We start from the raw sequence: 26,310 nt of genomic DNA, 5'->3' as shown, positions 1-26,310 counted from the left end.
TCGTATGTTTGCGGGGATGATATAATTCTGGCATGAAACGGGACGGTCGCAGATTTGATCATCGCACCCTGGAAACCATCCGGCTGATGGCTGTAGAGCGGGTGCGCGAGGGCGAAGCGGCCTCTTTGGTGATTGCCTCATACGGGTTCAGCCGCACAACAATCTATAAATGGCTCAGCGCGGCATCGAAGCCTGGGGTCGGGGTGAAAGCCTTGCGGTCACGGCCGGCAACCGGCCGGCCGCGGCGTCTGACGCCGCGCCAGGAGCAGCAGGTGTTGCGTTGGATCAATGGCCGCGATCCGCGCCAATACGGCCTGGATTTCGGGCTGTGGACCCGGCACGTTGTGGCCGAACTGATCGAGCGCAAGTTTGGTATCAAACTCGGTGTGACGGCTGTGGGCGAACTGCTGTCGAAACTGGGCCTGACGCCGCAAAAGCCGTTGCAGCGTGCCTATCAGCGCGATCCGGAGGCGATCGAGGCATGGCGACGTGAGCGGTTTCCTGAAATCGCCAGGCAGGCCAAGTCCTGTGGCGGCGAGGTCTTTTTCTGGGACGAGTCCGGCTTTCGGGCCGACGCCGTGCATGGCAAGACCTGGGGCGTGAAGGGACAGACGCCGATCGTCGAGCGTCCGGGCCAACGGCAATCGATCAGCGCCGCCTCGGCGGTGACAGCCCGCGGCGGGTTCTGGTATTGCACTTATGAAGGCGGCCTGAATGCTGAGTTGTTCGTAGCGCTGCTACGCCGGATGATGCGGCACCGCACGAGGCCGGTGCACCTGGTCCTCGACGGGCTGCCTGCCCACAAAACAGCGCTGGTGAAAGCCTACGTGGCGTCGACCAATGGAATGCTGACGTTGCATTTTCTGCCAGGCTACGCCCCTGACCTGAACCCAGATGAACTGGTCTGGAGCCACATGAAGCGGACGGGCGTCGCCCGGACTCCGCTACGCCAAGGCGAAAAGCTTCAGGACAAAATCGAAGCCCAACTCGCCGCCATCAAGCGCAAACCACGTCTCGTGCAATCATTCTTCAAAGCACCAACTGTCGCCTATATTACCGACTGCTGAGTAGATTCGAGCTCTCAGCGAATCATACCCGCCCGAGCCGCACCAACTCACATTCGAGTAAACGGAACCTCAGGTTGGTATAACACCCGTGTTATGAGTAGAATCCGAGCCTACAACGATCCGTGCCCAGGGGCCATTATCCATAGTGACGCCAGGTCTCGAACACCCCAGGCGGTACGAATTGGAAACCATGACATGAACAAGTTCCTAATTGTCGGCGTCGCGGCGATGACGGCGCTCGCCGGCGGCGCAATGGCGCAGACCTTGACATCACAAACCACCACGACCGTGACACCACGGTGATGCCGCCGCGAGAATGGGCTATGGCAAAGGCTCAGTTCTCCGTCATCTTCGGCGATCGCTTCGTAAGGGCCATGGCGGCAGATGTTCAACCGCCACCCATACACGGAATTCCTGACACTACCGCTTCCGATTATTGCCAATCACTGCGAATCCCAGCTGATGTGGACGCATTTGGTACGCGAGAAAGCGGATCGCACCGAAATTGTGCTGCCATAGCCCCGGAGTCTCGTTCAGAAAACAAGCGACGAGCGCTTGGTATGCAACAGTTCCGAAAGGCCACGACGCTATGGTGGGCGCAAACGATCTTCCTCGTAGGCGACGGCTGTTCATGATGCAGAGATATTGCTGGCCGATCCTTCGCGCCGGACTCCAAGAACACTCTCGTCCGGAGCAGAAGCATTGACTATCTCTGTGTTCGTTCGCGCCCAGCGTCAAGCAGATCCGAGGACCACACAGCCTGGTGAGCGGCCTGCCGCACTGCACAACATCGGATTATGCAGACTTGCTAACAAGCGAGATCCTGCGCACCTGAGATGAGCTTCCAGATCCCGATGCGCGCGCCACGCAAGCTCACCCCATTCCGGTGCGTCCGCACCTGCTTCCGCGGCCTTCCTCGAATCTGACGGCTCTGTCCGAAAGGCTCTTTTCCATGCCTGCTACATCCAATCGAAATCTTCAGCCAGCTCGCGTTGCGTCCCCGACTTCGACTAAGATGCCTCGCAACATTCTCTTGTTACAAGGCGGCGGTGCGCTCGGCGCGTATCAGGCTGGGGCATATGAAGCGCTCGCTGAGCATGCATACGACCCAGACTGGGTGATCGGCGTTTCCATCGGCGCGATAAATGCCAGCCTGATCGCCGGCAATCCGCCTGAACGCCGCCTTGAACGCCTCCGCGAATTCTGGCGCCGGATCACCACACCGCCGCCCAGTTTCATCCCCACCCCTATGCCACTGCCTGCCGCGGCGGAGCAGAAGCTCAGCGCCCTCAGCGCCGTCCTATTCGGACAATCAGGCTTCTTCCGCCCTCGCCCGCCTTTCGACTTCATCGCTGCAAGCCCGCTCAGCTTCTACGACACCACCCATCTACGCCAAACACTGGAAGAGCTTGTCGATTTTGATCGGATCAACAGTGGCACCACGCGCCTCGCCGTTGGCGCCGTGCAGGTCCGGACCGGCAATATGATTTATTTCGATAGCGCCCAACACCGCTTGACACCCGAACACATCATGGCGAGCGGCGCCCTGCCGCCCGGTTTCCCGCCGGTTGAGATAGACGGGGAAGCCTATTGGGATGGCGGCCTCGTATCCAACACCCCGCTCGAATACATGATGCGCAGCGAACCGCGTGAGGACAGCCTCGTCTTTCAGGTCGACCTCTTCCCATCCAGCGGCATCATGCCGACCACGCTCGACGAAGTCGCCGAGCGAGAGAAGGACATCCGCTATTCCAGCCGCACGCGCTACAACACCGATGCGGAAAAGCGCCGGCAGGATCTGCGCCGGCGTGTCAGCGCCTTCCTCGAAAGACTCCCGCCGGAGCTGCGCGGCGATCCGATCACCCAACATCTCGAAGAATTCTCCTGCCCTGCGCAGATCGACGTCGTCCATCTGATCTACCGGCCTGGTCGTCCGCAGGGGGCCAACAAGGACGTGCAGTTCGACATGGCGACAGCCGAGCGCCGCTGGCAATACGGCCGTGGCGACGCCACCCGTGCCCTCACCGCCGCCCCCTGGCGGGAACCGCACCCGCATGATCTCGGCATGAGGACTTTCGACATCACCAAGATCAAATCTTAACCATCAAGGATAGCAACAATGGACATTGCGACGATCAAGAGAACAGCTTTCGCGATGCCGCTGACCAGCCCCGGCTTCCCGAAAGGCCCCTACCGCTTCGTCAACCGCGAATACCTTATCATCACCTATCGAACCGACCGCGCGGCGTTAGAGAAGCTGATCCCTGAACCGCTCGAACTCGCTGATGACGTCGTGAAATACGAATTTATCCGCATGCCGGACAGTACCGGCTTCGGCGATTACACAGAATCCGGCCAGGTCATCCCTGTGCGCTACAAGGGCAAGTCAGGCGTCTATGTCCACTCGATGTTCCTGAACGACCATCCTCCGATTGCCGGCGGCCGAGAAATCTGGGGCTTTCCAAAGAAGCTCGCGAGGCCGGTCCTCGAAGTCGAGATCGACACGCTGGTGGGCACGCTCGATTATGGCCGCATCCGGGTCGCGACCGGCACTATGGGCTATAAGCACCACACACTTGACCCGGGCCCCGTCCTCGCCTCGATGCGCGAACCGAACTTCCTCCTCAAGATCATCCCCCATGTCGATGGATCGCCGCGCATCTGCGAGCTTGTGCGCTTTCATATGAGCGACATCGAGCTGAAAGGCGCCTGGACCGGCCCCGCCGCGCTCGCACTCTATCCGCACGCGCTCGCCCCGGTCGCCGATCTGCCGGTGCGCGAGGTTCTCTCCTCGGCTCATATTCTCGCCGATCTCACGCTCGATCTCGGTGAGGTCGTGCACGACTATCTCGCCTGATTCGCCCCTTCGGAATCACCACGCAGCAATAGGAGTTCTCCATGGTCCGTTTCGACGGCAAGGTCGGTATCATCACCGGCGCCGCCAGCGGCATCGGCCGCGCCATCGCCGAACAATTCGCCCGCGATGGGGGGCACGCCGTGATTGCCGACCTTGATATCGAGGCTGCTCGCAAGGCTGCCTATGAAATTGGGAAGCTTGGCCCCGAGCCGATGGCGGTGGCAATGGACGTCACCAACGAGAATCAGGTGGAGGACGGTGTTGCTTCGGTCGCAAAGAAATTCGGCCGGATCGATGTGCTGGTGAGCAACGCCGGCATCCAGATCGTCAAGCCGCTCGCTGAATTCCCCTTCCAGGATTGGAAGAAGTTGCTCTCGATTCATCTCGACGGCGCCTTCCTCACCACGCGCGCCTGCCTGAAATACATGTATGCCCAGAAAAGCGGCGCAGTTGTTTATATCGGCTCGGTGCATTCGAAAGAAGCGTCGAAGCTAAAGGCGCCATACGTCACCGCGAAGCACGGACTTATCGGCCTCTGCAAGGTGGTGGCCAAGGAAGGGGCTGAGCACAATGTCCGCGCAAATGTCGTCTGCCCCGGATTCGTCCGTACACCACTTGTTGAGAAGCAGATCCCGGAGCAAGCAGCGGAACTCGGCATCAGTGACGACGAGGTGGTTCACAACGTCATGCTCAAGGACACCGTGGATGGCGAATTCACGACGGTAGGCGACGTTGCCGACGCCGTACTCTACTTTGCGGGCTTTCCGAACAATGCGCTCACTGGTCAGTCCCTAGTCATCAGCCACGGTTGGTTCATGCAGTGATTGTTGGTTGAACCGACGGCGCCTTGATCGGGCTAAATGCTTATCGGAGGCTGAATCCGATGGCTCGTAGCGCCAGGCTGTAAATTCGCTTGCAATAGTGACCCCCTGAGGGCCGATACCATCGGGCCGGATGGCAGCTGCAACGCCTGATCAGACCGACCTGTAACCTAATTTGGAATGGAGACAATCATGGGCCTCATCCTGCTGATCCTGGTGCTGATCTTTCTCTTTGGCGGCGGCGGATACTACGGCTATCGGTCGGGTTATTATGGAGGCCGCGGGTTCGGCGGCCTCTTGACCGTGCTTATCATTATCCTTGTCCTGTTCATGTTGTTCGGCGGCGGGTTCCACGGTCAGCTCAACTATTGATCGGTGCTCGCCGGCATCTGTCAGACCCGACTTAAACAGTCAAACCCGGAACGATACGGTATCGTAAGTTGAGATCTTTGATTTCACTCGAGATTTTCGTAGGCACGTCGGGATTTTGCAAAAACGTGGTGCTAAATAATTGCGCAAATTGCTTCTTTTAACTTGATTTATGATTGGTTTTCGGCTGCCAATTCGGCATGTTCGTGCGCGAGAAGCGAATCAACGGCTACAGCTACCTTTATCTGGTCGAGAGCGTCCGTGAGGACGGGCGCAGCAAGCAGCGCATCATCAAGAACCTGGGCCGGAAGGAAGTCGTCCTGGCCGATGGAGGTCTCGACCGCCTCGCCGCCTCGATCGCGCGCTATGCCGACCGTGCCTCGGTCCTGGCCCAGCTGGCGGCAGGCAATCCGGACGGGCTGAGCTGCAAGCGGATCGGCGCGCCGCTGTTGTTCGGCCGACTGTGGCAGGAGAGCGGGATCGCTGCTGTGTTCGAGGAGCTGCTGGCCGGGCGGCAGTTCGAGTTCCCGGTCGAGCGCGCGGTGTTCGCCACCGTGCTCCACCGGATCATGGTCTCGGGCTCGGATCGCGCCTGCGACAAATGGCTCGAGGATTACGACATTCCCGGCACCGAGGAGCTCGGCCTGCATCACCTCTACCGCGCCATGGCCTGGCTCGGCGAAGAGCTGCCGGACGAGGAACAGGGGGATGCCACGCCCTTTGCGCCACGGACGGTGAAGGATCTGGTGGAAGAGCGTCTCTTCGCCCGACGGCATGATCTGTTCACCGACCTCTCGGTCGTGTTCATGGACACCACCTCGCTGTATTTCGAAGGTGCCGGCGGCGAGACGCTGGGCGCGCGGGGCCACTCCAAGGATTACCGCCCACAGCTCGCGCAGATGATCCTCGGCGTGGTGATCGATCAGGACGGAAGGCCAATCTGCACCGAGATGTGGCCAGGAAACACCGCCGATGTCTCGGTGCTGGTGCCGGTGATCGACCGCCTGCGGTCGCGCTTCGGCATCGGCCGGGTCTGCGTCGTCGCCGATCGCGGCATGATCAGTGCCGCGACGATCGCCGCGCTGGAGGAGCGCGGGCTGGAATACGTGCTCGGCGCAAGGGAACGCACCGACCGCATCGTCCGCGAGGTGGTGCTGGCCGATGAGCGCCCCTACACCCCGCTCTGCCTCGAGCGCGCCGGTGGCGACGAGACCCAGCTCTTCATCAAGGAGGTCAAGGTCGCGGGCAAGCGCTATATCGTCTGCCGCAACGAGGCGGTGGCCATCGAAGAGGCCGAGACCAGGCGCAAGGTGGTCGCCGCCCTCGATCGTCAGCTGACGCGCGGCGATAAGGCGCTGATCGGCAACTCCGCCTATCGCCGCTTCCTGCGCCCGGTCAGTGACGCAAAGCCCGGCCGCAAGCACAAGCTGTTCGAGATCGACGCCGGCAAGCTCGCCGAGGAAGCCCGCTTCGACGGCGTCTTCGTGCTGCGCTCCAACGCCCGGATTTCACCGCTGCAGGCGGTGATCCGCTACCGGGACCTGCAGAATGTCGAACGGCTGTTCCGTGTCGCGAAGGCGACAATGCGCACCCGGCCAATCTACCATTCCTCCGACGCCGCCATCCGCGGCCACGTCTTCTGCTCGTTCCTCGCGCTGATCCTGCACCAGGCGCTCGACGAAAAACTCCGCCGGGCCGGCAAGCGCGTCGAATGGGCCGATCTCCTGCGTGATCTCGACCGCCTCCAGGAGGTCACCATCAGCAAGCGCGGGCAGCAGATCGTCCTGCGCACCCCAGCAACCAACTCGATCGGGCCGATCTTCAAGGCCGCCGGCGTCGCCCTGCCAGCCAACGTGCGAGACGCATCCGCTTCCTGATCCAAATCCTCCCGAAAGCCGCAGGGTGTGGTGCTAAGAAACCACGCGCCCACAATACATGGCTGTTTTCATTGGACTATTTTCAGGTCGCTGTTCAAGTCGGGTCAGATGCGAGGCGTGCGTTGGATTGCTGGCCGGCGAAAGTGCCGGCGCTCCGATCGATGACGACCGGCTCCGGCACGGCCCGGTACGCGCTGTCCCTGCCCGACCCGACGCCAGCAGGATAAACTGAAGTTTTCACTGATTCGAAAGCAAATTCCCTGTATTTATCGGTGAACTTCGAGATCTGATTTTGCCGCTTACTGGACACGCATGGGGTCGATCCCGATCAGGGCGAAGGCGGTGGTTTGCAGCGACGTGGGGTTTGCCAGAGCGGTGAAGGTGGCGTTCGGCGCCTTGGGTAGGGAGGCGGTGTTGAGGGTCTGTGTGGCGAGATGCGCCATCAGGTCGGTGAAGCTCGAAATCGGCAGGTTCTGGTCGTTGCGGCGTCGCCCGCGCTTGCGATCGGCGGCCGGGGATATCGATGCGGGGGCAACCGGCGATGAGCGTTCAGTTTCCGCGCCTGGCCGGTCGTGATCCTGGAACAGCAGGGGCTTGAGGGCGTCGCGCAGATGCCATTCGACGTAATAGGCCATCATGCAGAGGAAGACGTGGGCACGCACCCGCGGCGAGAGCCAGTGATGCACCGGGCGGATCGCGAGATCGACCGATTTGAGGGACCGGAACGCCCGTTCCACCCGTGAGAGATCCTTGTAGGCTGACACGGCTTCGGTCTCGCTCATGACGTCCGCGCTCACACTGGTGCGGATGACATAGATGCCGTCGAGGGCCGCCTCGCGCGCGATGCTGGCGGCGTTGCGCTGGAAATCGAAGCGGCTGGCGGTGATGGTGAGATCGAAATGCTTGGCCATCTTGCGCTGGTTGATCACCGCCCCCACCGCCAGCCCGATCGCGGCCTCGCCATGAAGAGGAGCGCGTTTGCGCCGTGTCGCATCCCGGATCCGCGCCAGTTCCGTCTCGGTGGCCACGAGCAGCGCCTCGCGCTTGCGCCGTCGTTCGGTCGCCAGGGCGGCGTTGCGACAGGCGATCAGCCGCTCGCCCGGATAATCGGGCGACGTGATCGCGGCGATATCGCGCTCGTCGAACAGCGACATCTGCAGCGGTCCCTCGGCAAGATCCTGGATCTGCCCCGCGCGCAGGCAGCTGATCCAGTCCAGCCCCGCCGGCTTGATCGTCTCGCGGATCCGCGCCGTGGTGATCATTCCGCGATCACCCACCAGGACGACGCGCTCGAGATGGAACCGGCGCTTGAGTTTCTCCACCTGGGCGGCGATCGTCGCCGGATCGGCGGTGTTGCCTTCGAACACTTCCACTGCGATCGGCCGCCCCTCGCGATCGCACAGCAGACCATAGACGATCTGCGGCCGATCGGGCCGGTGATCCCGGCTGTATCCGTGGTGTGCCAGTTCGCAATGCCGGCCTTCGAGGTAGGATGAACTGACGTCGTAGAGCACCAGCGTGCCGTCGCGCAGATGGCGCCTTGCAAACTCCCGTTCGATCCGCCCCTGCTGCGTGCCCAGCCAGTCCAGCGCCGCATAGATCTCGCGCTCTTCAATGACACCGAGATCAAGCATCTGCCCGAGGCTCGATGTTGCGGTCTCCGGGTTCAGGCCGCGCAGGGTCGAGAGCTTCGATCCCGGCGCGATCACCCGGCCGGCGATCAGCGCCAGGGCGAGACTGCGCTCGCGCGACGCCCTCCGGCCCAGCAGGCGGGGTATCCCGAGCTTGCGCATCATCCCGAGTGCCGCCGCCACATGACCATGCGGCAGCGAACGCCGGATCTCCAGCGCCTGATCGGCACCACCAACCACCGCGCCACCCGCGAGCAGCGCTCGTAGGCCATCGATCAACGCGGGCGGCATCTGGCTCAGATTGGCGATGGTACGCTTGTGAACCTTCCGCCCCTCGCGGAAACTCTCCCGCAACAGCACGGCCGGCGCCGATCGGCCATTCGGAACCACATCGATGAACATAACCCGAGCGAATCACAGATCGAGTCGCACCGCAAGCCCCATTTATGGACACAAAACGCTCGCAAGAAATCAGCGCTACGCGAGGCTATCCGCCACGTTCAGGTCATTCCCAAGTAAAAACTTCAGGATAAATCGGGCTGAACCGGACGGATTGCCTCCGAACAACCCTGCGCGGGTCGGATCGTTCTTGAGAGCCCGAATCTGAATGGTAGTGCGACTATCGGTGACGGGCGATTTTTCGTGTGAGCAGGCGGATATGGGCGAGGAAGAGCCATGCGGTGGCGCTGGTAACGGTGGCCTCGAAATCCCTTGCGAGACGTCGGCATCTGCCGAGCCAGGCGAAGGTTCTTTCTACCACCCAGCGCCGCGGCAGGAGTTCAAACCCGCTCGCGGCGTCGGAGCGCTTTACGATCTGTATGGTCCATTTGCCGATTTTGGCGAGGCGTCCATTGAGTTTAGGACCGGCATAACCGCCGTCAGCGAATATGTGCCGCAACCAGGGATACAGGGATTTGACGGATTTGAGCACGTCGGGCGCCCCGTCGCGGTCCTGAATACCGGCATGATGAACGACGGCACCGACGAGGTGGCCGATTGTATCTGTGATGATGTGGCGCTTGCGGCCCTTGATCTTCTTTCCGGCATCGAACCCGCGCGGCCCGCCGGCTTCGGTGGTCTTGACCGACTGACTGTCGATCACACCGGCTGTGGGTGAAGCCTCGCGTCCGGCCATTTCCCGCGCCTGCATGACTAGGACGTGATTGATGCGATCGAACGTGCCGTCACGACAGAAGCGGTAGAAATACCCCTGCACGGTGGTGAACGGAGCGAATTCCTTCGGGATCTGGCGCCACTGACAGCCGGTTGCCAGCATGTAGAAGATGGCCTCCACAATCCTTCGAAGCGCCACCCTTCGGGGTCGGCCTCGATGCTGCGGAGCGGGCATGAACGGCTCGATCATGGCCCATTCAGCGTCGGTGAGGTCGCTTGCGTAGCGCAATCCGGCCCGGCAATATCGTCGCCGAGCGATTTCAGTCCAGGTCATCGTGTCTCCGTCCGTCTTCGCAAACGAACTGAATCACAACTTACTGAAATCGCTCAACTATCTTTTTCGGTCCGGCTCTGAGATATTCTTTGGAACAGCAGAAATGAATCCAGACCAGAAGGGCGAGCTGCAGCACAACGAGCTGCCGATCACGCATATCGACGCGCTGACCAACTCGTTTTCACAGTTCCTGCGCATCGAAACCGCGAGCGGTGGCATTCTCCTGTTGGCCGCGGTCATTGCACTGACGCTTTCCAACTCACCCTGGGCCGATGGCTTCAGAACTCTCTGGGAGACACCGATCGGCATCCGGATCGGAGCATTCCAGTTTCTGCGCTCGTTGCGGGATCTGATCAACGACGGACTGATGACGCTGTTCTTCTTCATCGTTGCGCTGGAGATGAAGCGCGAAGTGGTGCTTGGTGAGCTTCGGAATCCACGCATGGTGGCTCTCTCGGTCGCAGCTGCGGCGGGAGGTATGCTTGTGCCCGCGGCCTTGTATCTGGCACTGCAGCATGGCCAGCTTGGACAGCATGGCTGGGGCATCGTGATGCCGACCGACACAGCTTTCGTCATCGGCTGCCTGGCACTCCTCGGTTCGCGTGTACCACCGGGCCTGCGCGTCTTTCTGCTGTCGCTTGCGGTGGTCGACGACCTGGCCGCCATCCTGGTAGTCACCGTTGGCTACAGCCGACCACTCGACTGGATTGCCCTTGCGCTCGGTGTTGTTGGGCTGGCGATGGTTCGGGGAATGGCGCTACTCGGCGTTCGTAACATCCGCGCCTACTTTCTGGCTGGGGCGATAATCTGGCTTGCCGTCGACGCGTCTGGCATTCACGCGACGATTGTCGGCGTCATACTCGGGCTCATGACACCTACGGCTGGCTGGGTGAGCGACCAGCGTCTGGGGGACATCTTGCGAAAGGTGCTCTCCTACCCGCCAGGGGATCACTGGAGCGGTAATACCGAAGATAATCGGGCACTGCAGGTGGCCGCCATCGCGGTGCGCGAGACGTTGTCGCCTGTCGAAAGACTCGAGGCCATGCTCCATCCCTGGGTCGCATTCGGGATCATGCCGCTCTTCGCGCTCGCGAACGCGGGGGTTCCGATCTCGAGCAAGGGGCTTATTAACCCTGTCTCGTTGGCGGTGATGGCGGGCTTTGTCTTCGGCAAGCCGATCGGCGTCACAGGATTCGCCTGGCTGGCGGTGCGCACGGGTGTCGCCATTCGGCCGGCGGGGCTCAGCTGGGGGGCGCTGGTCGGCGGCGCTCTTCTTACTGGCATCGGTTTCACCATGGCGCTATTCATTGCCGATCAGGCATTTCAAGATGTCTTACTCAACGAAGCCAAGCTTGGAATTCTTTCCGCCTCGCTCGTCTCTTCTGTTGCGGGTCTCACGCTGTTGAGTGTGTTGCTATATCGGAATGGTTCTCTCGATTTGAGGGGAAGCAACGGCGGAGACGGACGCACATGACACACTCCGCTTTGGCTGCTTGCGACGTGAGCTGGAGCCGTCCGAGAAGTAGGTCGGCTCGACCTGCCTCATCGCATCGATAACCAAAATCGCGAGCTGGCCGCTTGCTTCGAGTTCGTCGATCCGGCCGATGGTCAGCCGCACAACCTGGCGGACCTTGCCATCGACCCGCTTGTTCTCGACGATCTGCAGGTAGCGACGGCCATCTGATGGTTTGATGCGGAAGAACATGACCCCGACTCCAGACACCACGCTACGGAGCCGATGCAAGCAAAAAGCAACACACAATCGCGCGATACGTGGCACTACGTTTTTGAAAAATCTTCAAACGGCTCCGAAAAAACCGTTATCTTCCAATCCTATATCGTGCCGTTACCGTATCGTTCCGGGTTCCACTGTTGAAGTCGGGCCTAAGGGAACAACCTCTTCTAACCCCGCCGTTCAAGGCCAAAACTGGCTTCTGCCGCCCCCCGCCAGCTGCCCCAATTTTGCTACGGCAGGAGAATCATCAGGCGTTAGGCGGCACCACCACCCGCCGCAGCCAGGCGACCAGCGGCTCAAAGCTGAAACTGTCCGCTTCATACAGACTGACGATAAAATCGTAAGTCTCATCTGGATCGGCCTGCATCCCAGCACCATTGATGACCAGGAAGGTATAGGTAACAGCAAAAGCCGTGCGCTTGTTGCCATCGATGAACGGATGATTCTGCGCCAGACTCTCCCACAACGCGGCAGCCTCGTCGATCAGATCGCCATAATATCCCGTCCGCGGGCGATACAGGGCCGCCTCCAGTTGGCCAGGATCACGCACGCCATGGGCGCCACCGTAGCGCTCGATTTGGTCTGCATGGATAGCCAGAACCTCGATGACGGTCAGATAGTCTGTCATTCAGCCAGCTTTTTATACAGCGTCCCGAATTTTTCGTGGCTCGCCTGATAGGCGGCCATCACATTGGCGCGGGGCCGGCCCTGCTTGCGCTTTTCAATCAGGTCGGCGAGCGCCTCATCCACCAGCGCTTGCAACTGCCGCCCCTCGCTTTGCGCGAGGCGGCGCACCGCGGAGAGAATCTCAGAATTCACCTGGGTCGCAAATTTTTCACGGATTTGGGCTGCCATGATACATCTCCAATCTTTCCTTGATTTATCATGATACGTCATGAAATATCAAGAATGCGCACGGCTGTTGTTTCCTCAATATCCCTTAAGCACGCGATATTCGCCGCTTTTCCCGTATGCCCCTGCTCTTTGGTTGATGGCGACGCAGGGACGATTGCCTGGTTCGCAGCGTGTCAGCTTGCCTGAGCCTCTGGCGTGTCGCGCGCCGATCGGTCACGCTCCGAGGATGCGTTCGCTTCGCGCCCGACTCGCGCTGCTCTGGTCAATCTCGCTGATCGCCGCGATCATCGCGGGCGGGCTGATCATCGGGCTGTTCCATCAATCGGCGACGGCGAGCCTCGCGCGTGACCGGCAGGTCGCCGCCCGGGCCTGCGATTCGATTGCGCGCGCCTATGGATTCTATAGCGCCGGGCTCGGATCGGCGCCGCAGGACGAGGTGTTTCGCAAGGGGCTGATAGGTGTTGCGGCCTTCGGGCTCCGGCCGTTTCCCGATGTCGCCGGCGGCATCGTCTCGGGCGGTACGGCACTCGCGTCGATCGGCGTCGTTACGCCGCATGACGCGGGCATCTCCGCGGCGACCGCGGCAGCGCTGGACGCGGACCATCTGGTGCTGCGCCAGCGCGGAGGGTTCGGCGACCGTGCGGTGATCGCCGCCTGCCCACTTGGCAGCCCGGCTGAAGACCTTGCGGGGTTCACCATCGTCCGGCTCGACCTGCTGCGCACGCCCTTCTCGAAACTTGCCGCCGGCGGCCTGGCCGTGCTGCTGCTCTTCCTTCTGGTCTCGGCCTGGCTCCTCACGCGTCTGGTGCTCGGCTTCCCCCGCCGCCTCACCGCCGTCGAAGCCGGCCTCGCCACCGACCCCGAAGCAAAACTACCACTGACCGGCGAACCCGATTTTGATCGACTGATCGCCGCGTTGAATGGCGCTACCGCCCGCCTCGGCCGCGCCCGCGCGCGCATCGCCGAGCAGGAGAAACTCGCCTCGCTGGGACGGATGGCGGCGGGGCTGGCGCATGAAATCCGCAATCCGCTGGGCGCGATTCGCCTCCGCGCGGAATCCGGCCTCGCCGGCGACGCCGCACGACGCGGCGCGGGCCTCGACCGCATCCTCGCGGACGCGCTGACCCGGATCGCGCCGCCGCACCGCCCGCACCGTTTCCAGCATCGCGGACCGATGGCGGGACCGGGCGCCTGGCAGCATGCGGGATGGCAGCCCAGCCCTTGGCAGCCGGCGCCCGCAAAATAACAGGACGACGGCTTCTCCACACCGAAACGCGGCCGGGAAATCACCTTCCGGTCGCGTGCTTCGTTTCGTTAGATCACGGAGATCGCCTTGCGACAACGCCGATTGAAAGATCGGGGCAAACGAAGGGCGGAATATGCCATTTCGCTGCAAAACCAGCGAGAATTGTGTTGCCGAGGCAGGTCATGGCCGTTCGGATTGGCAACTTGGCCTCTACAGAGGCTGCCGCCACCCCAATTCGTCTTCCGGTTGGTCAATTATCAGCCTATTCTAGCGTCAATTAGGGGCGGACGGGCCGTCCATCTGGGAAATGTCGAATGATGCAACTTGTCCGCGACGGGCGCGACCTCAGGGTCGATTTCTTCCGCGGCATCGCGCTGTTCTGCATCTTTCTCGACCATATCCCGCACGACACCTTGGCCCGCTTCACCGTGCGCAACCTTGCGCTGAACGACGCGACGGAGATTTTCATCCTCCTTGCCGGCTTCGCGGCCGCTCTTGTCTATGGCCGCAAGATGGATCGGGCGGGGCCGCTCTCCGCCTCGGCGGACATGCTGAAGCGCGCGTGGACGCTGTATATCGCGCATATTTTCCTCTTCGTGCTCTTCGCAGCACAGGTAGCGCTCGCTGCGATCTGGTTCGCGCGGCCGCAATACATCTCCGGCGTCGGCATCGATCATCTGGTGGCGAAGCCGTTGTCGGCGATCATCGAGGCCGTGCCGCTGCTCTACCAGCCCGCCTATCTCAACGTCCTGCCGCTCTATGTCGCGATCATGGGCGGCATTGCGCCGCTGCTCTTCATGCTTCGCTTTCCGCGCACGTTGCTCGTGCTCAGTGTCGGCCTCTATGCCGGCGCACGGATTTTTGGCTGGAACTTGCCGACACAAAGTGGTCATGGCTGGTTCTTCAATCCGTTCACCTGGCAGTTGCTCTTTGTGCTCGGCATGCTGTTTTCGCGCTACGGGAAGCCGGATCTGCCCGGTCTCGCGACCGATGTGGTGGCGGTCGTGCTGCTGCTGATCGGCTTTGCGATCCTGCTGACCACCTGGATCGAGCCCTCGCTCGCGAAGCATATCCCACCGATGCTCAAGCCCTTCGTGAGCAATATCGACAAGACTGGCCTGCATCCCTACCGGCTCGCCTCGATTCTCTCGCTTGCCTGGTTCGCCTCCCGCCATGTCCGCGCCGGTGGGCGATTTCTGGCCAGCCGCCTGGCCCGTGTCTTCGTCCTGATCGGCCAGTACGGCCTGCCAACCTATTGCGCGAGTATCCTGCTCTCGTATGCCGGGCGGATCGTCATGGACACGGATGACGGATGGGCGATGCAGATCGTCGTCAATCTCGGCGGTCTCGGCGCGCTGCTCGGCGTCGCCGCGATCGCCGCCTGGTACAGGGTGAAAGATGCCAAACCGTCTGCTGCCTAGTTCTCATTGGCGCATAAACTCAACATTTACGCGACCACCCTCCTATAATTCCCAATAAATATCGACTGGACTAAGTCTAGTCCGATATGATACGGGGCGCTCTTCGGAGTTCTCTCATGCAAACCGTCAATATTCACGCCGCCAAAACCCATCTCTCCCGCTTGCTAGACGCCGTCGCCGATGGCGAGGAGATTCTTATTGCCCGCGCCGGCAAACCCATCGCGCGCCTGGTGCCCTTGCAAAGCACGGTGGAACCAAAACCTCGCCGTCTTGGCCGGCTAACCGGAAAATTCACCGTGCCGGCAGATTTTGACGCTCCTCTGCCAGAGAATATCAACAACGACTTTGAGGGGCGTTGATGCGCCTGTTGCTCGATACCCACCTGCTGCTGTGGGCCTTGGCCGAACCAGATCGGCTAGACGACGCCACGCGGTGGACGCTTGAGGATCCCGGCAACGAGGTGATGTTCAGCGCGGCCAGCCTTTGGGAAATCGCCATCAAGGCCGGCCTCGGCCGGCCAGATTTTGTATTCGACGAACAACAGATTCTGCGCGCCGCTTTGGATACAGGCTTCACGGAGCTACCCGTTCATTCCGATGCCGCGATACTGGTCGCCAAACTGCCAGCGCACCATCGCGATCCTTTTGACCGGCTCCTGATCGCCCAGGCTATGAGCCAGCCGATGCGCCTCTACACCGCAGATCCTTTATTGCCACCCTATTCCGAGTTGGTCACCTTGGTCGGATAAGCCGGCTGCGCAGCATTCAGAGCCGGACCGTACCGCTCTAGGTTATTGATAAAAAATAATTTTCAACTGATTGGAACGGAAACCTCCCGCATTCACCGATGAAGTTCTGATCTGGATTTGACGCTTACTGGACACGCATGGAGTCGATCCCGATCAGGTCGAAGGCCAAGGATGTCGATGCGGGTGGGACGGGCGACGCGCGTTCAGCCTCGGCCCCAGGCCGGTCTTGATCCCGGAACAGCAGAGGTTTGTGGGCATCGCGCAGATGCCACTCGACGTAATAGGCCATCATGTAGAGAAAGACGTGGGCACGCACCCGCCGTGATGCACCGGGCAGAACGCGAGATCGACCGATTTGAGGGTCTGGAATGCCCGTTCCACGCGGGAGAGATCCTTGTAGGCCGACACCGCCTCGGTCTCGATCATGACGTCCGCGCTCACACCGGTGCGGATGACATAGATGCCGTCGAAAGCCGCCTCCCGCGCGATACTGGCCTCGCTGCGCCGGAAATCAAAGCGGCTTGCGGTGATGGTGAGATCGAAATGCTTGGCCATCTTGTGCTTGTTGATGACGGCTCCCACCGCCAGCCCGATCGCCGCTTCGCCATGAAGGTGGGGCACGCCTGCGCCGTGTGGCATCCCGGATTTGTGACAGGTCCGTCTCGGTGGCCGCCAGCAGCACCTCGCGCTTGCCCGGCGTTCGTCCGCAAGGGTCGCGTTGCGACAGGCAAACAGCCGCTCGCCCGGATAATCGGGCGACGTGATCACGGCCATCCAGTAGGAGATTTGCCCGACCCTAGCAGCCTGTCGGAGTTAGCTTTGGGATGTTTGGCGGGACGAAGTCATTGGCGCCTGCATGAGGGTTCCCGCTGCGTGACTGGATAGCGGAATCCGCGTTTGAGACCTCGGCCGGTGTGCCGACGATCACTGCGCCCCTCACAGGCGTCCCAAATCGACGCAAAAGGGCATGATCTGGCTCAGTTTGCCTCTGCCAGGGCGAACATCCGCTTCATGTTCCACGCCATGGTCACGAGGCTCCATTCTCCGCGGACCTTGTCGAGGCCACGCAGCAGGAACTGGCGGAACCCGAGTACCGATTTTATGATGCCGAATACTGGTTCAGGAGTTTGCTTGCGCAGAGCGTAGCGCTTTTTGCCTTCTTTCGTCTGGAGCCGATGACGCATTGATGCAACCGGCGTGGGATCCTCCGGCGGCACCGGGTCTTCTGCGAACCGTTCGGCCAGCGAGGGATGATGCGCTTCACGCCCCATCGCGATCACCGGTTCAATCCCCGCGGCGGCGCAGGCGTTCACATTGCCCTCGCTAAAATAACCGTTGTCGGCCAGCAACTCTTCGATTTTGCCAAGTGCGGCAGGCAGTTCAGCAATCTTGTCCAACATCGGCTCAAGCTGCTGCTTGTCATTCGGCGCCTGCACTACATCGGTGGCCACCACCAGCAGGCTGTCCGCCGACACCACCGCCTGCGCGTTGTAGCATTGCTCAAACCCGCCGCCCGCTACTGGCATGATCCGCGATTCCTCGTCCGTCAGATTGACCTGATCGCTCGGTAGCGGGCCCTCCACTGGCGGCTGCGGCACCAATGCCCACGACAAGGAATCGCCCCGGCGTTGTCATGGCTGCTATATCTGATACCGCTTGGTGGCGCGTTTGCTGGGCGGCAGGCTGCGGCGGTTTCATGGCGCCGATACTCCTGTCCCGGATCAATTACCCAACCAATACGCTGTCTCACCCAAAATGACAACGAATTGATCCGAAGCTGCCGGGTATGCCTTTGGCCCATAATAGGCTCCGATCCTGCATCGTCGCCGCGCGGATTTCCATTCGAGTGGCCGGACTCCGCGAAACCAATCGCCCCATCAATGATGCGCGCTAAGAGGCCATTTCGGAATGAGGGTGTAACGGTTTTGATGAGGGGTTGGATGGTTGGGCCGGCTGTGATTCCGGGCAGGTGTTCGAAGCCTTGCCGGAGACACCATGTGGAGTAAGCGCAGTGGGGACGACCTTTTTGCTGTGATGTCGTCTGAGGCTGCTGTTTGTGGGCATGAGCGACGTCTGTGATTATGGGATGGCCCGCCCCTCTCGTGGCGATCGGGTAGTATCGCCGCTGGTTTGGAGAGAGGAGCAGACCGATGGATATCATGATTCTCGGCATCGATCTTGGGAAGAACTCTTGCAGCGTGGTGGGCATGGACGCCGCCGGCCGGGTTGTTTTGAGGCGGAGACTTCGGCGGGGAACGTTGGAAAGTTTCGTTGGCGAGCTTGGGTCGTGCATTGTGGCAATGGAAGCATGTTGCGGCGCTCATCACCTCGGGCGGATTTTCGCCGCGCGGGGCCACGAGGTGTGGCTGACGTCGCCGGAATATGTCCGTCCGTACGTGAAGGCGCAGAAGAACGATGATCTCGACGCGGAGGCGATCGCAGAGGCTGCGACGCGGCCAACGATGCGTTTCGTGCCGGTGAAGAGCCAGGACCAATCTGATCTCCAGGCTTTGCACCGAGCCCGGGAGCGCCTCGTCTCGGAACGGACGGCGCTGATCAATCACTTGCGGGCGTTGCTGCTGGAGCGAGGGATCGTCGTTCCGCAAGGCCGGAGGAAACTGGAAGCCGAGCTTGAGACATTGGCCGAAGATGGCGGTTTTGCCGCGTTGAGCCCGCGCATCCGGACGTTGATCGAAGATCTTCGGGCGGAATGGCGTTCACTCGACCAGAGGATCACCGGCTTCGACGCCGAGTTCGTTCAGTTGGCTCGTGACGACGTGGCTGTGCGACGTTTGACCAAAATCCCAGGAATTGGAACGATAAATGCTACGGCGCTGGCGGCGGCGGTCGGCGAGGCGCAGGCATTCAAACGTGGGCGAGACATGGCGGCGTGGCTGGGGCTCGTTCCACGGCAAATGACAACGGGTGGAAAACCGCGCCTGCTCGGCATCAGCAAACGCGGCAATCGTTATTTGCGGAAGAACTTGATCCATGGCGCACGAGCGGCGCTGCCCTGCTCACAAAATTTGCAACAGAGCCGTTGTACTTGGGTTTACCGTCCGCTTTACGTGAGCTGGCCTTGCCAACGAACCGATCGACGGACTTCGGTCGCGTCGATATCCGGTCGATCCGAGGCTGGCGTGAAAGAAGCTCCTACAAGAGCGTTTCCAGCGTCTTGGCGATGGGAAGCAGCGTGTTGTCGTAACGCGCACGATAGTCGGCTTCGACGGTCATCTGCCCTTCTCCAGCTTCTCGCTCACAATGGAGCCAACGGTGCTGAACTGCATTTTCACTCAGGTTCGGGCTTCGGCGCTGCCGCGGACTTGCCTTGGATCGTGGCGTCAGGTCCGGCTTCGCTGGTGGCGGTGGCATTGGCACCGACTTCGGTCGTGGCCGTTGGCCTGGCGCGGGAGTCCGGCTCGCGCCTGGCTTTGGCTCGAGTTTCGGGTTCGGGCCTGCTCGCGTCTTTGACCGGATCGAGGAGCCGATACGCCAGCAGTTTCACCGGGTCGGTCACGAGGAACCACGCCAGGGCGTAGGCCCAGACGAACAGGACCAACCGCCAGTCAAGCGGCGCCATGAGCACCCCGAACAGCACCAGCAGAGTGGCCACCGTCCACGCGCCGGTCACCGCGCCCAGGAAGATCGGCGCCGGGCGGATCGACCACCACGGCCCATGGGTGCGGGCCTGAAAGATCGTCATCAGACCGGCGACCGACAACATCAAATACATCATGGTCTGGAGCTGCGGATGGCTGAGATGGAACACGCGATTGCCGAGGAAGAACAGCCCGAACGCGGCAATCGGCCCGACCGCGCCCAGCACCGTGGCGATCCCCAGCACCAGGCGCATGTTCCACACCTCCGGCGCGTTCTTGTAGCGGACGTTGTCATAGGCGATGGATAGGATGGCGCCGTCGTTGAGCAGCGCCAGGAACACGATCATCACCGCCGTCAGCGGATAGAAGTTGAATATCAGGATGGCGAGCGTCATGAACAGCAGCACGCGCAGGGTCTCCGCGATGCGGTAGATCGCGTAGCTGTTCATGTGCTGGAAGATTTTCCGGCTCTCCTGGATCGCGTCGATGATCACCGACAAACCGGGTGTCATCAGCACGATGGCCGCCGCCGCGCGCGCCGCATCCGTGGCGCTTGCGACGGCGATGCCGCAATCGGCCTGTTTCAGCGCCGGCGCGTCGTTCACCCCGTCGCCGGTCATACCGACGATATGGCCGCGACTTTGCAGCGCCGCGACGATGTGGAATTTGTGCTCGGGGAACACCTGCGCGAAGCCCTCGGCATCGTCGATCGCCTTGGCCGCCGCCGGGGTCTTCTGCTGCGCTTCGTCGCCCAGGGTGCTGGCATCGAGGATGTTGCACCCGATGCCGAGCTTGCCGGCGGTCTCCTGCGCGATCGCCAGCGCATCGCCGGTCACCATCTTGACCTTCACGCCCATGCGTTCGGCCGCCGCGATCGTGGCTCTGGCGTCCTCGCGTGGCGGATCGAACAGCGGCAGAACACCAAGGAACTGCCAGTCGCCATCGCCCTCGGCCCGCGCCACGCCCAAGGCCCGAAAGCCGCGCGCGGCGAATTCGCCGACCGCCTTATCGACGGCGGATTTCACCTGCGGGGCATTGGCGGCGAGCGCCAGGATCACCTGCGGCGCGCCCTTCGTCACCTTGAACGCCTTGCCGTCAGGACCGGTGACGGCGGCCTCGGTGCGCTTGTGCACCGGGTCGAATGGCTGGAAATGGCCAGGCTCATAGCCTTTGAGGGCCTGATCGTCTTTCAGCCCGCCCAGAACCGCCAGATCGATGGTGTCGTCATTGTCGACGCGCGACGCCAAAGCGCCGGCCAGCACCACCTCCGCCGGCGTGACGCCATCGACGCCGAACGGATCGCCCAGCGTGAGCTTGTTCTGCGTCAGCGTGCCGGTCTTGTCCGCGCACAGCACATCGACGCCCGCCAGCTCCTCGATCGCCACCAGCCGTGTGACGACCGCCTTCTTTCTGGCCAGCATGCGCGCGCCGACCGCCATCGTCACTGACAGAACCGTCGGCATCGCCACCGGAATCGCCGCCACCGTCAGCACCAGGGCGAACTGCAGTGTGGTGAGGATCGGATCGCCGCGGATTACTGCGACGGCGATGATCGCCGATACCATGACCATCGCCAGGATGATCAGATAATTGCCGATCTTCAGGACCGCGCGTTGGAAATGGCTGACGCTCTTCGCCCCCTGCACCAGCTCGGCCGTTCTGCCGAAATAGGTCTTCGCGCCGGTGGCATAGACCAGCGCGCCGATCTCGCCCCGACGAATGATCGAGCCGGAAAAGATCGCCTCGCCGGATTTGCGGGTGGCCGGCAGCGACTCGCCGGTCAGCGCCGACTGGTCCACCTCCACCGGGTCGCCGTCCAGCAGGCGCGCATCCGCCGGCACGATGTCGCCCAGGCGAACGCGAATGACGTCGCCCGGCACCAGCTCCCGCGCCGCCGGCGCGACCCACTTGCCGTCCCGCAGCACCCTTGTCTTGACCGCCAGCGTGGCCTTCAGGGCGGCGATCGCGTTTCCCGCCTCGTGCTCTTCCCAGAATCCGACAAGGGCGTTGGCCAGCAGCAGCACCAGGATGATCACGAAGTCCGGCCAATGCCGCGCGACCGCCGACAGGATCACCGCCACTTCGATCATCCACGGGATCGGCCCCCAGAAATAGCCGAGGAAGGTCAGCAACTCGCTGGTCTTCTTCTCCTCGATCTCGTTCGGACCATACTGCTTCAGGCGCCGTTCCGCCTCGGCCTGGCTGAGACCGTCGGGCGAGGAGCGCAGCTCTTTCTCGACCGCCGCCAAAGGCAGCGTCTTCAAATCGTCCTTCGCCTCGGATTTCGATCCCGCCTTGGCCACGGCTTCGGCGTTCGGCTTGGAGGCGGGCGCGTCGGCGTGACCGACAGCGGTCTTCGTCATGTCTCATCGTCCTGTCTGCGCCGCGCCTCGCGTCGGGTGAGCCGCGGCATGGTTGATGTCACGCCTGGGTCACCAGGGCATTGCCATCGTCACGCGCCGTCCCGCTCGCCGAGATCGGGCACGTTCGATTCAGTGCGACACCGCCTGCGGCTTTCCCGAGGCCGCGGCGGTGGCGGTCGGGCGGCGCGGTGGCGGCGCCAGCGCTTGTTTCAGTCGGAGCAGGCGGTCGCTCTCGGCCGAACTCGGCGGGCCGGCCGCGCCGACGATCGCGCGCACCTGGCTCAGCAGCGCTGTCCGCGCGTCCGCCTCAGGTACCAGCACAGCGAGCGCCGCCATCGCCTGCTCGCGCTCGAGCTGCAGCAGGAATGCCTGATCCCGCACCACCGCCTTGAACGCGGCAAGCGACAGGTGCATGACCGTCCGGCGCGCGGCGTTGAGCGCGAGCGCGCAGCGCTGGTCGAGCACGTGGTCGGCCGCGAGCACGTAGAGCACCGCCCTGGTCAGCGCTTCGTCGAAGCCGCCGGACTTGAGCTTGGCGGCGTATGCCTTTGCATGGACCTCCTGCAGCGCCCGTTGTTCGGGGGACGGGCCGGGCGGTGGCCTTGCTTCGGTCCTGTCCGTGATGCCGAGCAGCGCCTGCACGAACGGCGAGCCATAGACACCGAAGAAGACCTGCTCGGCCATCATGTCCCGCGCGGCGCGGTAGGCATCCAGTCCGGCGATGATCTGGTCGGAAACCTGCGTCTGCAGCGCGAGGAACGGATTGTCGGCCGCCACCGGCCGGCGCGCCGCGTCCACGCCGGCGGCCATCGTCCGCACAACCTGCATCCATGGATTGCGGTCGGCAAAGATCGTGTAGCTCAGCCGCAGCGGATTCAGGGCGCGGGTGAGGTCGGCCATCGGCTGGTTCGCGAGCGCGCGCACCAGCGGCTGGAGGACCCTGCGATAGGCCGCGAGGTTGAGGGCCGACAGGCGCGCGACGGCGGCGAAGGCGCGATCGTCCTCGGAGCTGTTGCGCCCAAGCGCGCAGATGTCGTCGAGTGGGCGGGTCTCGAAGCGGGCGATCCAATCGCCGGTGACGAAGCCGCCACGCGGCGTTTCGGCCGGCCGCGGCGAAATGATCATTTCATGCAGACCCGGCGGCAGGCAGTCGATGACATCCATCATCTGTACGAACTCCTCGTCCTGCTCGGCGCCCACCTTGGTGGAGACGAAGATGGCGAGATGCCCGATCTTGTGGTCCAGACAATAGACGATCGTCTGATCGGCGGCACGGATCTCATCGACGCTGCGATACAGATCGAGAATCCAGCCAAGCGACTGCGGCGGCGGGCTGATGTTGTCGGCGGTCGAGGCGAAAGCGATGATCGGCGATCTGATGTTGCGAAGATCGAAGATCCTGCCATCGCTCGACGCCAACTGACCGCGCGTCAATTTATCGCCGATGAACAAATTGTCGACGAGGAACTGCAATTCATCGCCGTTGAGCTGGATGAAGTCGCCCCACCACTTCTCGAATGCGAGGTAGCGCGCGCCGCCGGTGTCGATGTGGGTATAGACGTCATACTGCTTGCCCCACAGCCAGTTCGCCGGGTTCAGGCTGTCGAAGTTCATCACCAGCGCGGTGCCGTCGAACCTGCCGCGGCCGAGATCGCTGGTCATCGCGGTCAGCCAGCTGCCGCCGAGCAGACCGCCGGCATAGCGCATCGGATACTTGCCGTGCACGCCCTGCCAGTACGACATCGGCGAGCCGGCGACGAGGCACGGCCCGAACAGGTCCGGCCGCAGCATCGCCACCATCAGGGTCTGGTAGCCCGCCTGGCAGTTGCCGATCGCGAACGGACGCGGTGCGCCGGGATGCAGCGCGACGACGCGCTCGAAGAACGCCACCTGACCTTCGACGACGTCGAGGAATTGCTGGCCAGGTTCGGGCGTCGCCGCGAAGCTGATGAAGTAGACCGGATGCCCGGCGTGCCCGATCGCGGGCAGCGTCCAGATCTCGACGGCGGGCGGTCGATCGGGCCGACCCCAGGTCCGATGCCGATGCCCCGATGCCACCTCGTCGGTCCTCGGCGCCGTATCCTGGCCATGCAGCTCGCCCCATTGCGCCGCAAGTATCTCGGCGTTCGCCGGATCAACCGTGCGGTCTCGGCCGCCTTGCCAGATCGAGACGCGTGGCCACGACCGTCGCGAACGGGCCTGCGTCACTGCACGGACGTCGCCAGCGAGCGCCTGCCGCGACCGAGACATGTTCGCCCGTCGCATGTGAAGCATCGCTGCGACCTGGGTTTGCGCGCAGCCGACTGGCATGCCCGCGACAATGCCCCCGGCAGCGAACACTGCAGGGTATATTGCATGAAGATGATTGGGTGATAGCCGTCCTTGCGGGCCACGGTCGCGGACAAGCCCACCACATACCGTGCCTTCGATCGCCGAGCGACAAGCTCGAAGCTTGCCGCCGACGGGTGATGGCATTCATCGACGATCAGATAGCCATAATCGGCAACTGTGTCCGCGACGTCCCCGTTGCGGACCAGGCTCTGGATGAGCGCGACTTCGATGATGCCGGGCGGATTGCCCACATCCTCGCCGGCCTCAAGGCGGTCCGCTATCAGATCGCCGGCCGGACAATTGTTTAGAAGACCAAAATCAGCCCCGAAGCTGCCGAGATCCTTAAAAACCTCGGAATATCAGAGCCAAAGAAGCTACTCACAGTCATCGAACCGTCCCAAGCCAAACCCACCGCTTAGGCACACGCCCCGAATCCGCATCGAAAATCCGCCGCAAAACAGGGGATCTTTCCTCAGGTCTGCCTCATGACCGCGAACCCGGGCATGGCTTTGCAGATATAGCGATCGGCGTCCGGGCGCGCAGAGCCCGTAGATTCCGACCCTGACGCGGATTTCGGAACTGTCCTATGGTCGCCTCATCGCTCAGCCTCGTGGCGGTCGACCATGACCCGCCCATTGCAGCGAACATGAAAGGCGGTAGCCGAAATGGCCCGCGCGCAATTCAATACCCGCTCACCCTTCGATGCGTTCCTGTTCGCACCCATCGGCGAGGACAGCAAAGGCCTGATCGTCAGCGTGCTCTCTGCGCTGGCCAGGCTCGATTTCGACCCCTGGCAGGAAGCCGCCGTGTTCGCGCGGCTGCCGAAGGAAGCCGCTCAGGCGCGGCTGACCAGGATGATCGCCGATCTGCCGAATGCGTCGCCCCTGCAGGCGGAGCCGGGCACCATCGCGACACAGGTGCTTGCCCTCCTGCCCGATCGGCCCGAACCCACGGCAGTTCCCGATGCCACGGCGACCGCCCGCAATTCGACGACCGTGCTGCGCCCGGCCGGGCTGCTGGTCGCCTTGGGTCCGACCGTGCTGCTGATCGCATCGGCGGTCGTCTTCGCCCTGTGGTCGGCCTCGATCATCACGATGGCGAGCCAGCAGGTCCCGACGGCGAAGGCAAGTCAGGTCGATGCACGCGGCGGCAATCGACCCGACGCCGCCCGCGTACCGCTCCCAGCCGCAACCGGCATGGCGGCGGCCGCCGGTGCCGGGCGCGCGACCGACGGCCGAGGGACGTCCACGACTGAAGCTGGAGATGGCGGAGATGCTCATGCTCGAACCGACATGCCGGCTGCTTCGGGACCGGCGACCCGGTCGATCATCTCGCCGCATTGATGGCAAAGGAGGATCGCGATGATGCGGGCAATTGCGGTGATCGCTCTGGTTATGGCGCCGATCGTCGCCGGAGCGGCGCAACCCGAAGAGAAGGCCGCGGCGTATCAGGCGCAGATGCAGCCGATGAGCAGGATCGTCGCGGTCGCCGCGCGCGCCGCCTCGTGCGAGGTGCGAAGTCGGCAGTGGAACGCGCTGATTCAGGGCGCATCGGTGATCCAGGCCTATGCCCTGGCTGGCGCTCTGTGGGGGATGCAGGGCAAGTACCTGTCGCCGGCCGGCCTGGTTCATTTCGAGAAGATGGGCGATGCGCTGCAGCGGATCCGACTTGCCGCAGCCCGGAAGACACCGGATGCCTGCGCAAGTCTTCGCAACGATCCCTCGATCATGCGCAGCCTGGACCATCTGGCCGTAATGGAGGGCTGGCCAGAGCGCTGAATGATGCGCGACCGGCCGCTGGCGGCAGCCGGGCGTCCGGCGGAATGGCGCAGACGGATCGATCGTTGCCGAACCTGTCTGTCGCCGCGTCGGGTAACGCCATGCCTCAACGCAGGATCCGCGCTTTTCCCGGCATCCGGATGGCGCTGCCGCCGGGCTGGGACG

The 26,310-nt window shown here is 62.6% G+C and carries 23 protein-coding genes and 2 pseudogenes; 15 read left to right on the top strand and 10 right to left on the bottom strand.

The genetic code is table 11. The annotated features are described in order from the left end of the window. Positions 1 to 32: 32 nt before the first annotated feature. The 6 genes from ACIDOCELLA78_RS81385 (at position 33) to ACIDOCELLA78_RS81360 (ending at position 6,991) form a co-directional block, all read left to right on the top strand. On the top strand, positions 33 to 1,067 hold the full coding sequence (locus tag ACIDOCELLA78_RS81385; RefSeq protein ID WP_201727480.1) for an IS630 family transposase: 1,035 nt from the start codon (positions 33 to 35) through the stop codon (positions 1,065 to 1,067). 1,015 nt (positions 1,068 to 2,082) lie between these two features. Beyond that, positions 2,083 to 3,168 carry a patatin-like phospholipase family protein gene (locus tag ACIDOCELLA78_RS81380; protein WP_249674914.1) on the top strand — a complete coding sequence of 362 codons (1,086 nt, stop codon included), beginning with the start codon at positions 2,083 to 2,085 and terminating at the stop codon, positions 3,166 to 3,168. Positions 3,169 to 3,186: 18 nt separating this feature from the next. Next, positions 3,187 to 3,924, top strand: a complete 738-nt coding sequence (locus tag ACIDOCELLA78_RS81375; protein WP_201727507.1) for an acetoacetate decarboxylase — start codon at positions 3,187 to 3,189, stop codon at positions 3,922 to 3,924. A 41-nt stretch (positions 3,925 to 3,965) separates the two neighbouring features. After that, positions 3,966 to 4,748: a 3-hydroxybutyrate dehydrogenase gene (locus ACIDOCELLA78_RS81370; RefSeq protein WP_201727506.1), complete on the top strand. Its 783-nt coding sequence runs from the start codon at positions 3,966 to 3,968 to the stop codon at positions 4,746 to 4,748. A 189-nt stretch (positions 4,749 to 4,937) separates the two neighbouring features. Then, complete coding sequence (locus ACIDOCELLA78_RS81365; RefSeq protein ID WP_201727505.1) at positions 4,938 to 5,117, top strand: DUF3309 domain-containing protein; 180 nt, start codon at positions 4,938 to 4,940, stop codon at positions 5,115 to 5,117. Positions 5,118 to 5,314: 197 nt separating this feature from the next. Then, positions 5,315 to 6,991, top strand: coding sequence for an IS1634 family transposase (locus ACIDOCELLA78_RS81360; protein WP_201727475.1), 1,677 nt, complete (start codon positions 5,315 to 5,317; stop codon positions 6,989 to 6,991). Positions 6,992 to 7,290: 299 nt separating this feature from the next. Here ACIDOCELLA78_RS81360 and ACIDOCELLA78_RS81355 read toward each other — a convergent pair whose 3' ends face one another. After that, positions 7,291 to 9,024, bottom strand: coding sequence for an IS1634 family transposase (locus ACIDOCELLA78_RS81355; RefSeq protein WP_201727483.1), 1,734 nt, complete (start codon positions 9,022 to 9,024; stop codon positions 7,291 to 7,293). A gap of 217 nt (positions 9,025 to 9,241) precedes the next feature. Then, on the bottom strand, positions 9,242 to 10,069 hold the full coding sequence (locus ACIDOCELLA78_RS81350; protein ID WP_201727504.1) for an IS5 family transposase: 828 nt from the start codon (positions 10,067 to 10,069) through the stop codon (positions 9,242 to 9,244). A 1-nt stretch (position 10,070) separates the two neighbouring features. Between ACIDOCELLA78_RS81350 and nhaA the strand changes: the two genes are divergently transcribed. After that, a complete protein-coding gene (gene nhaA, locus ACIDOCELLA78_RS81345; protein WP_249674911.1) occupies positions 10,071 to 11,543 on the top strand; it encodes a Na+/H+ antiporter NhaA in 1,473 nt (490 codons plus the stop codon). Here nhaA and ACIDOCELLA78_RS81340 read toward each other — a convergent pair. The 3 genes from ACIDOCELLA78_RS81340 to ACIDOCELLA78_RS81330 form a co-directional block, all read right to left on the bottom strand. Continuing rightward, entirely contained in the window at positions 11,484 to 11,774 is a 291-nt protein-coding gene (locus ACIDOCELLA78_RS81340) for a hypothetical protein (RefSeq protein ID WP_201727690.1), read from the bottom strand. The genes nhaA and ACIDOCELLA78_RS81340 overlap by 60 nt on opposite strands. 277 nt (positions 11,775 to 12,051) lie before the next feature. Continuing rightward, positions 12,052 to 12,432: a type II toxin-antitoxin system death-on-curing family toxin gene (locus ACIDOCELLA78_RS81335; protein WP_201727503.1), complete on the bottom strand. Its 381-nt coding sequence runs from the start codon at positions 12,430 to 12,432 to the stop codon at positions 12,052 to 12,054. Next, the gene (locus ACIDOCELLA78_RS81330; protein WP_201727502.1) at positions 12,429 to 12,659 is read right to left on the bottom strand and encodes a hypothetical protein; all 231 of its coding nucleotides are present in this window, start codon (positions 12,657 to 12,659) and stop codon (positions 12,429 to 12,431) included. The genes ACIDOCELLA78_RS81335 and ACIDOCELLA78_RS81330 overlap by 4 nt, the downstream gene beginning before the upstream one ends. Before the next feature lie 226 nt (positions 12,660 to 12,885). On the opposite strand from ACIDOCELLA78_RS81330, the gene ACIDOCELLA78_RS81325 reads away from it, so the two are divergent. The 4 genes from ACIDOCELLA78_RS81325 to ACIDOCELLA78_RS81310 all read left to right on the top strand — a co-directional run bounded on the left by ACIDOCELLA78_RS81325 (position 12,886) and on the right by ACIDOCELLA78_RS81310 (position 16,074). Beyond that, the gene (locus ACIDOCELLA78_RS81325; RefSeq protein WP_283770797.1) at positions 12,886 to 13,905 is read left to right on the top strand and encodes a histidine kinase dimerization/phospho-acceptor domain-containing protein; all 1,020 of its coding nucleotides are present in this window, start codon (positions 12,886 to 12,888) and stop codon (positions 13,903 to 13,905) included. Between the two features lie 317 nt (positions 13,906 to 14,222). Further along, positions 14,223 to 15,326, top strand: coding sequence for an OpgC domain-containing protein (locus ACIDOCELLA78_RS81320; RefSeq protein ID WP_249674909.1), 1,104 nt, complete (start codon positions 14,223 to 14,225; stop codon positions 15,324 to 15,326). Between the two features lie 116 nt (positions 15,327 to 15,442). Next, entirely contained in the window at positions 15,443 to 15,685 is a 243-nt protein-coding gene (locus ACIDOCELLA78_RS81315) for a type II toxin-antitoxin system Phd/YefM family antitoxin (protein ID WP_201727500.1), read from the top strand. Next, positions 15,685 to 16,074: a type II toxin-antitoxin system VapC family toxin gene (locus ACIDOCELLA78_RS81310; RefSeq protein WP_201727499.1), complete on the top strand. Its 390-nt coding sequence runs from the start codon at positions 15,685 to 15,687 to the stop codon at positions 16,072 to 16,074. The genes ACIDOCELLA78_RS81315 and ACIDOCELLA78_RS81310 overlap by 1 nt, the downstream gene beginning before the upstream one ends. Positions 16,075 to 16,362: 288 nt before the next feature. Here the strand turns inward: ACIDOCELLA78_RS81310 and ACIDOCELLA78_RS81305 are convergent, their stop codons facing one another. Both ACIDOCELLA78_RS81305 and ACIDOCELLA78_RS81300 read right to left on the bottom strand, forming a co-directional pair. Continuing rightward, on the bottom strand, positions 16,363 to 16,695 hold the full coding sequence (locus ACIDOCELLA78_RS81305) for a hypothetical protein (RefSeq protein WP_201727498.1): 333 nt from the start codon (positions 16,693 to 16,695) through the stop codon (positions 16,363 to 16,365). Positions 16,696 to 17,051: 356 nt separating this feature from the next. Beyond that, positions 17,052 to 17,669, bottom strand: a pseudogene (locus ACIDOCELLA78_RS81300) (transposase); the annotation flags it as partial. Between the two features lie 555 nt (positions 17,670 to 18,224). Between ACIDOCELLA78_RS81300 and ACIDOCELLA78_RS81295 the strand changes: the two are divergent. Beyond that, a pseudogene (locus ACIDOCELLA78_RS81295) lies at positions 18,225 to 19,088 on the top strand (IS110 family transposase); the annotation flags it as partial. Between the two features lie 275 nt (positions 19,089 to 19,363). Here ACIDOCELLA78_RS81295 and ACIDOCELLA78_RS81290 read toward each other — a convergent pair. The 3 genes from ACIDOCELLA78_RS81290 to ACIDOCELLA78_RS81280 all read right to left on the bottom strand — a co-directional run bounded on the left by ACIDOCELLA78_RS81290 (position 19,364) and on the right by ACIDOCELLA78_RS81280 (position 24,573). Further along, positions 19,364 to 22,036, bottom strand: a complete 2,673-nt coding sequence (locus ACIDOCELLA78_RS81290; RefSeq protein WP_201727496.1) for a plasma-membrane proton-efflux P-type ATPase — start codon at positions 22,034 to 22,036, stop codon at positions 19,364 to 19,366. A gap of 129 nt (positions 22,037 to 22,165) precedes the next feature. Beyond that, on the bottom strand, positions 22,166 to 24,346 hold the full coding sequence (locus ACIDOCELLA78_RS81285; RefSeq protein WP_249674907.1) for a DUF3141 domain-containing protein: 2,181 nt from the start codon (positions 24,344 to 24,346) through the stop codon (positions 22,166 to 22,168). Beyond that, entirely contained in the window at positions 24,241 to 24,573 is a 333-nt protein-coding gene (locus tag ACIDOCELLA78_RS81280; protein WP_374223213.1) for a DEAD/DEAH box helicase family protein, read from the bottom strand. The genes ACIDOCELLA78_RS81285 and ACIDOCELLA78_RS81280 overlap by 106 nt, the downstream gene beginning before the upstream one ends. Here ACIDOCELLA78_RS81280 and ACIDOCELLA78_RS81275 point away from each other — a divergent pair. The 3 genes from ACIDOCELLA78_RS81275 to ACIDOCELLA78_RS81265 all read left to right on the top strand — a co-directional run bounded on the left by ACIDOCELLA78_RS81275 (position 24,505) and on the right by ACIDOCELLA78_RS81265 (position 26,145). Further along, a complete protein-coding gene (locus ACIDOCELLA78_RS81275) occupies positions 24,505 to 24,675 on the top strand; it encodes a hypothetical protein (RefSeq protein ID WP_249674999.1) in 171 nt (56 codons plus the stop codon). The two genes, ACIDOCELLA78_RS81280 and ACIDOCELLA78_RS81275, sit on opposite strands and share 69 nt — an antisense overlap. Positions 24,676 to 25,032: 357 nt before the next feature. Then, positions 25,033 to 25,710 (top strand): hypothetical protein, encoded by a 678-nt coding sequence (locus ACIDOCELLA78_RS81270; protein WP_201727495.1) that lies wholly within the window; start codon positions 25,033 to 25,035, stop codon positions 25,708 to 25,710. An 18-nt stretch (positions 25,711 to 25,728) separates the two neighbouring features. Continuing rightward, on the top strand, positions 25,729 to 26,145 hold the full coding sequence (locus ACIDOCELLA78_RS81265; RefSeq protein WP_201727494.1) for a hypothetical protein: 417 nt from the start codon (positions 25,729 to 25,731) through the stop codon (positions 26,143 to 26,145). The last annotated feature ends 165 nt before the right edge of the window (positions 26,146 to 26,310 follow it).

It is taken from the genome of Acidocella sp. C78 (assembly GCF_907164655.1).
Note: the sequence above shows the minus strand (reverse complement) of the source record. Positions and strands in the feature narration are given on the sequence as shown.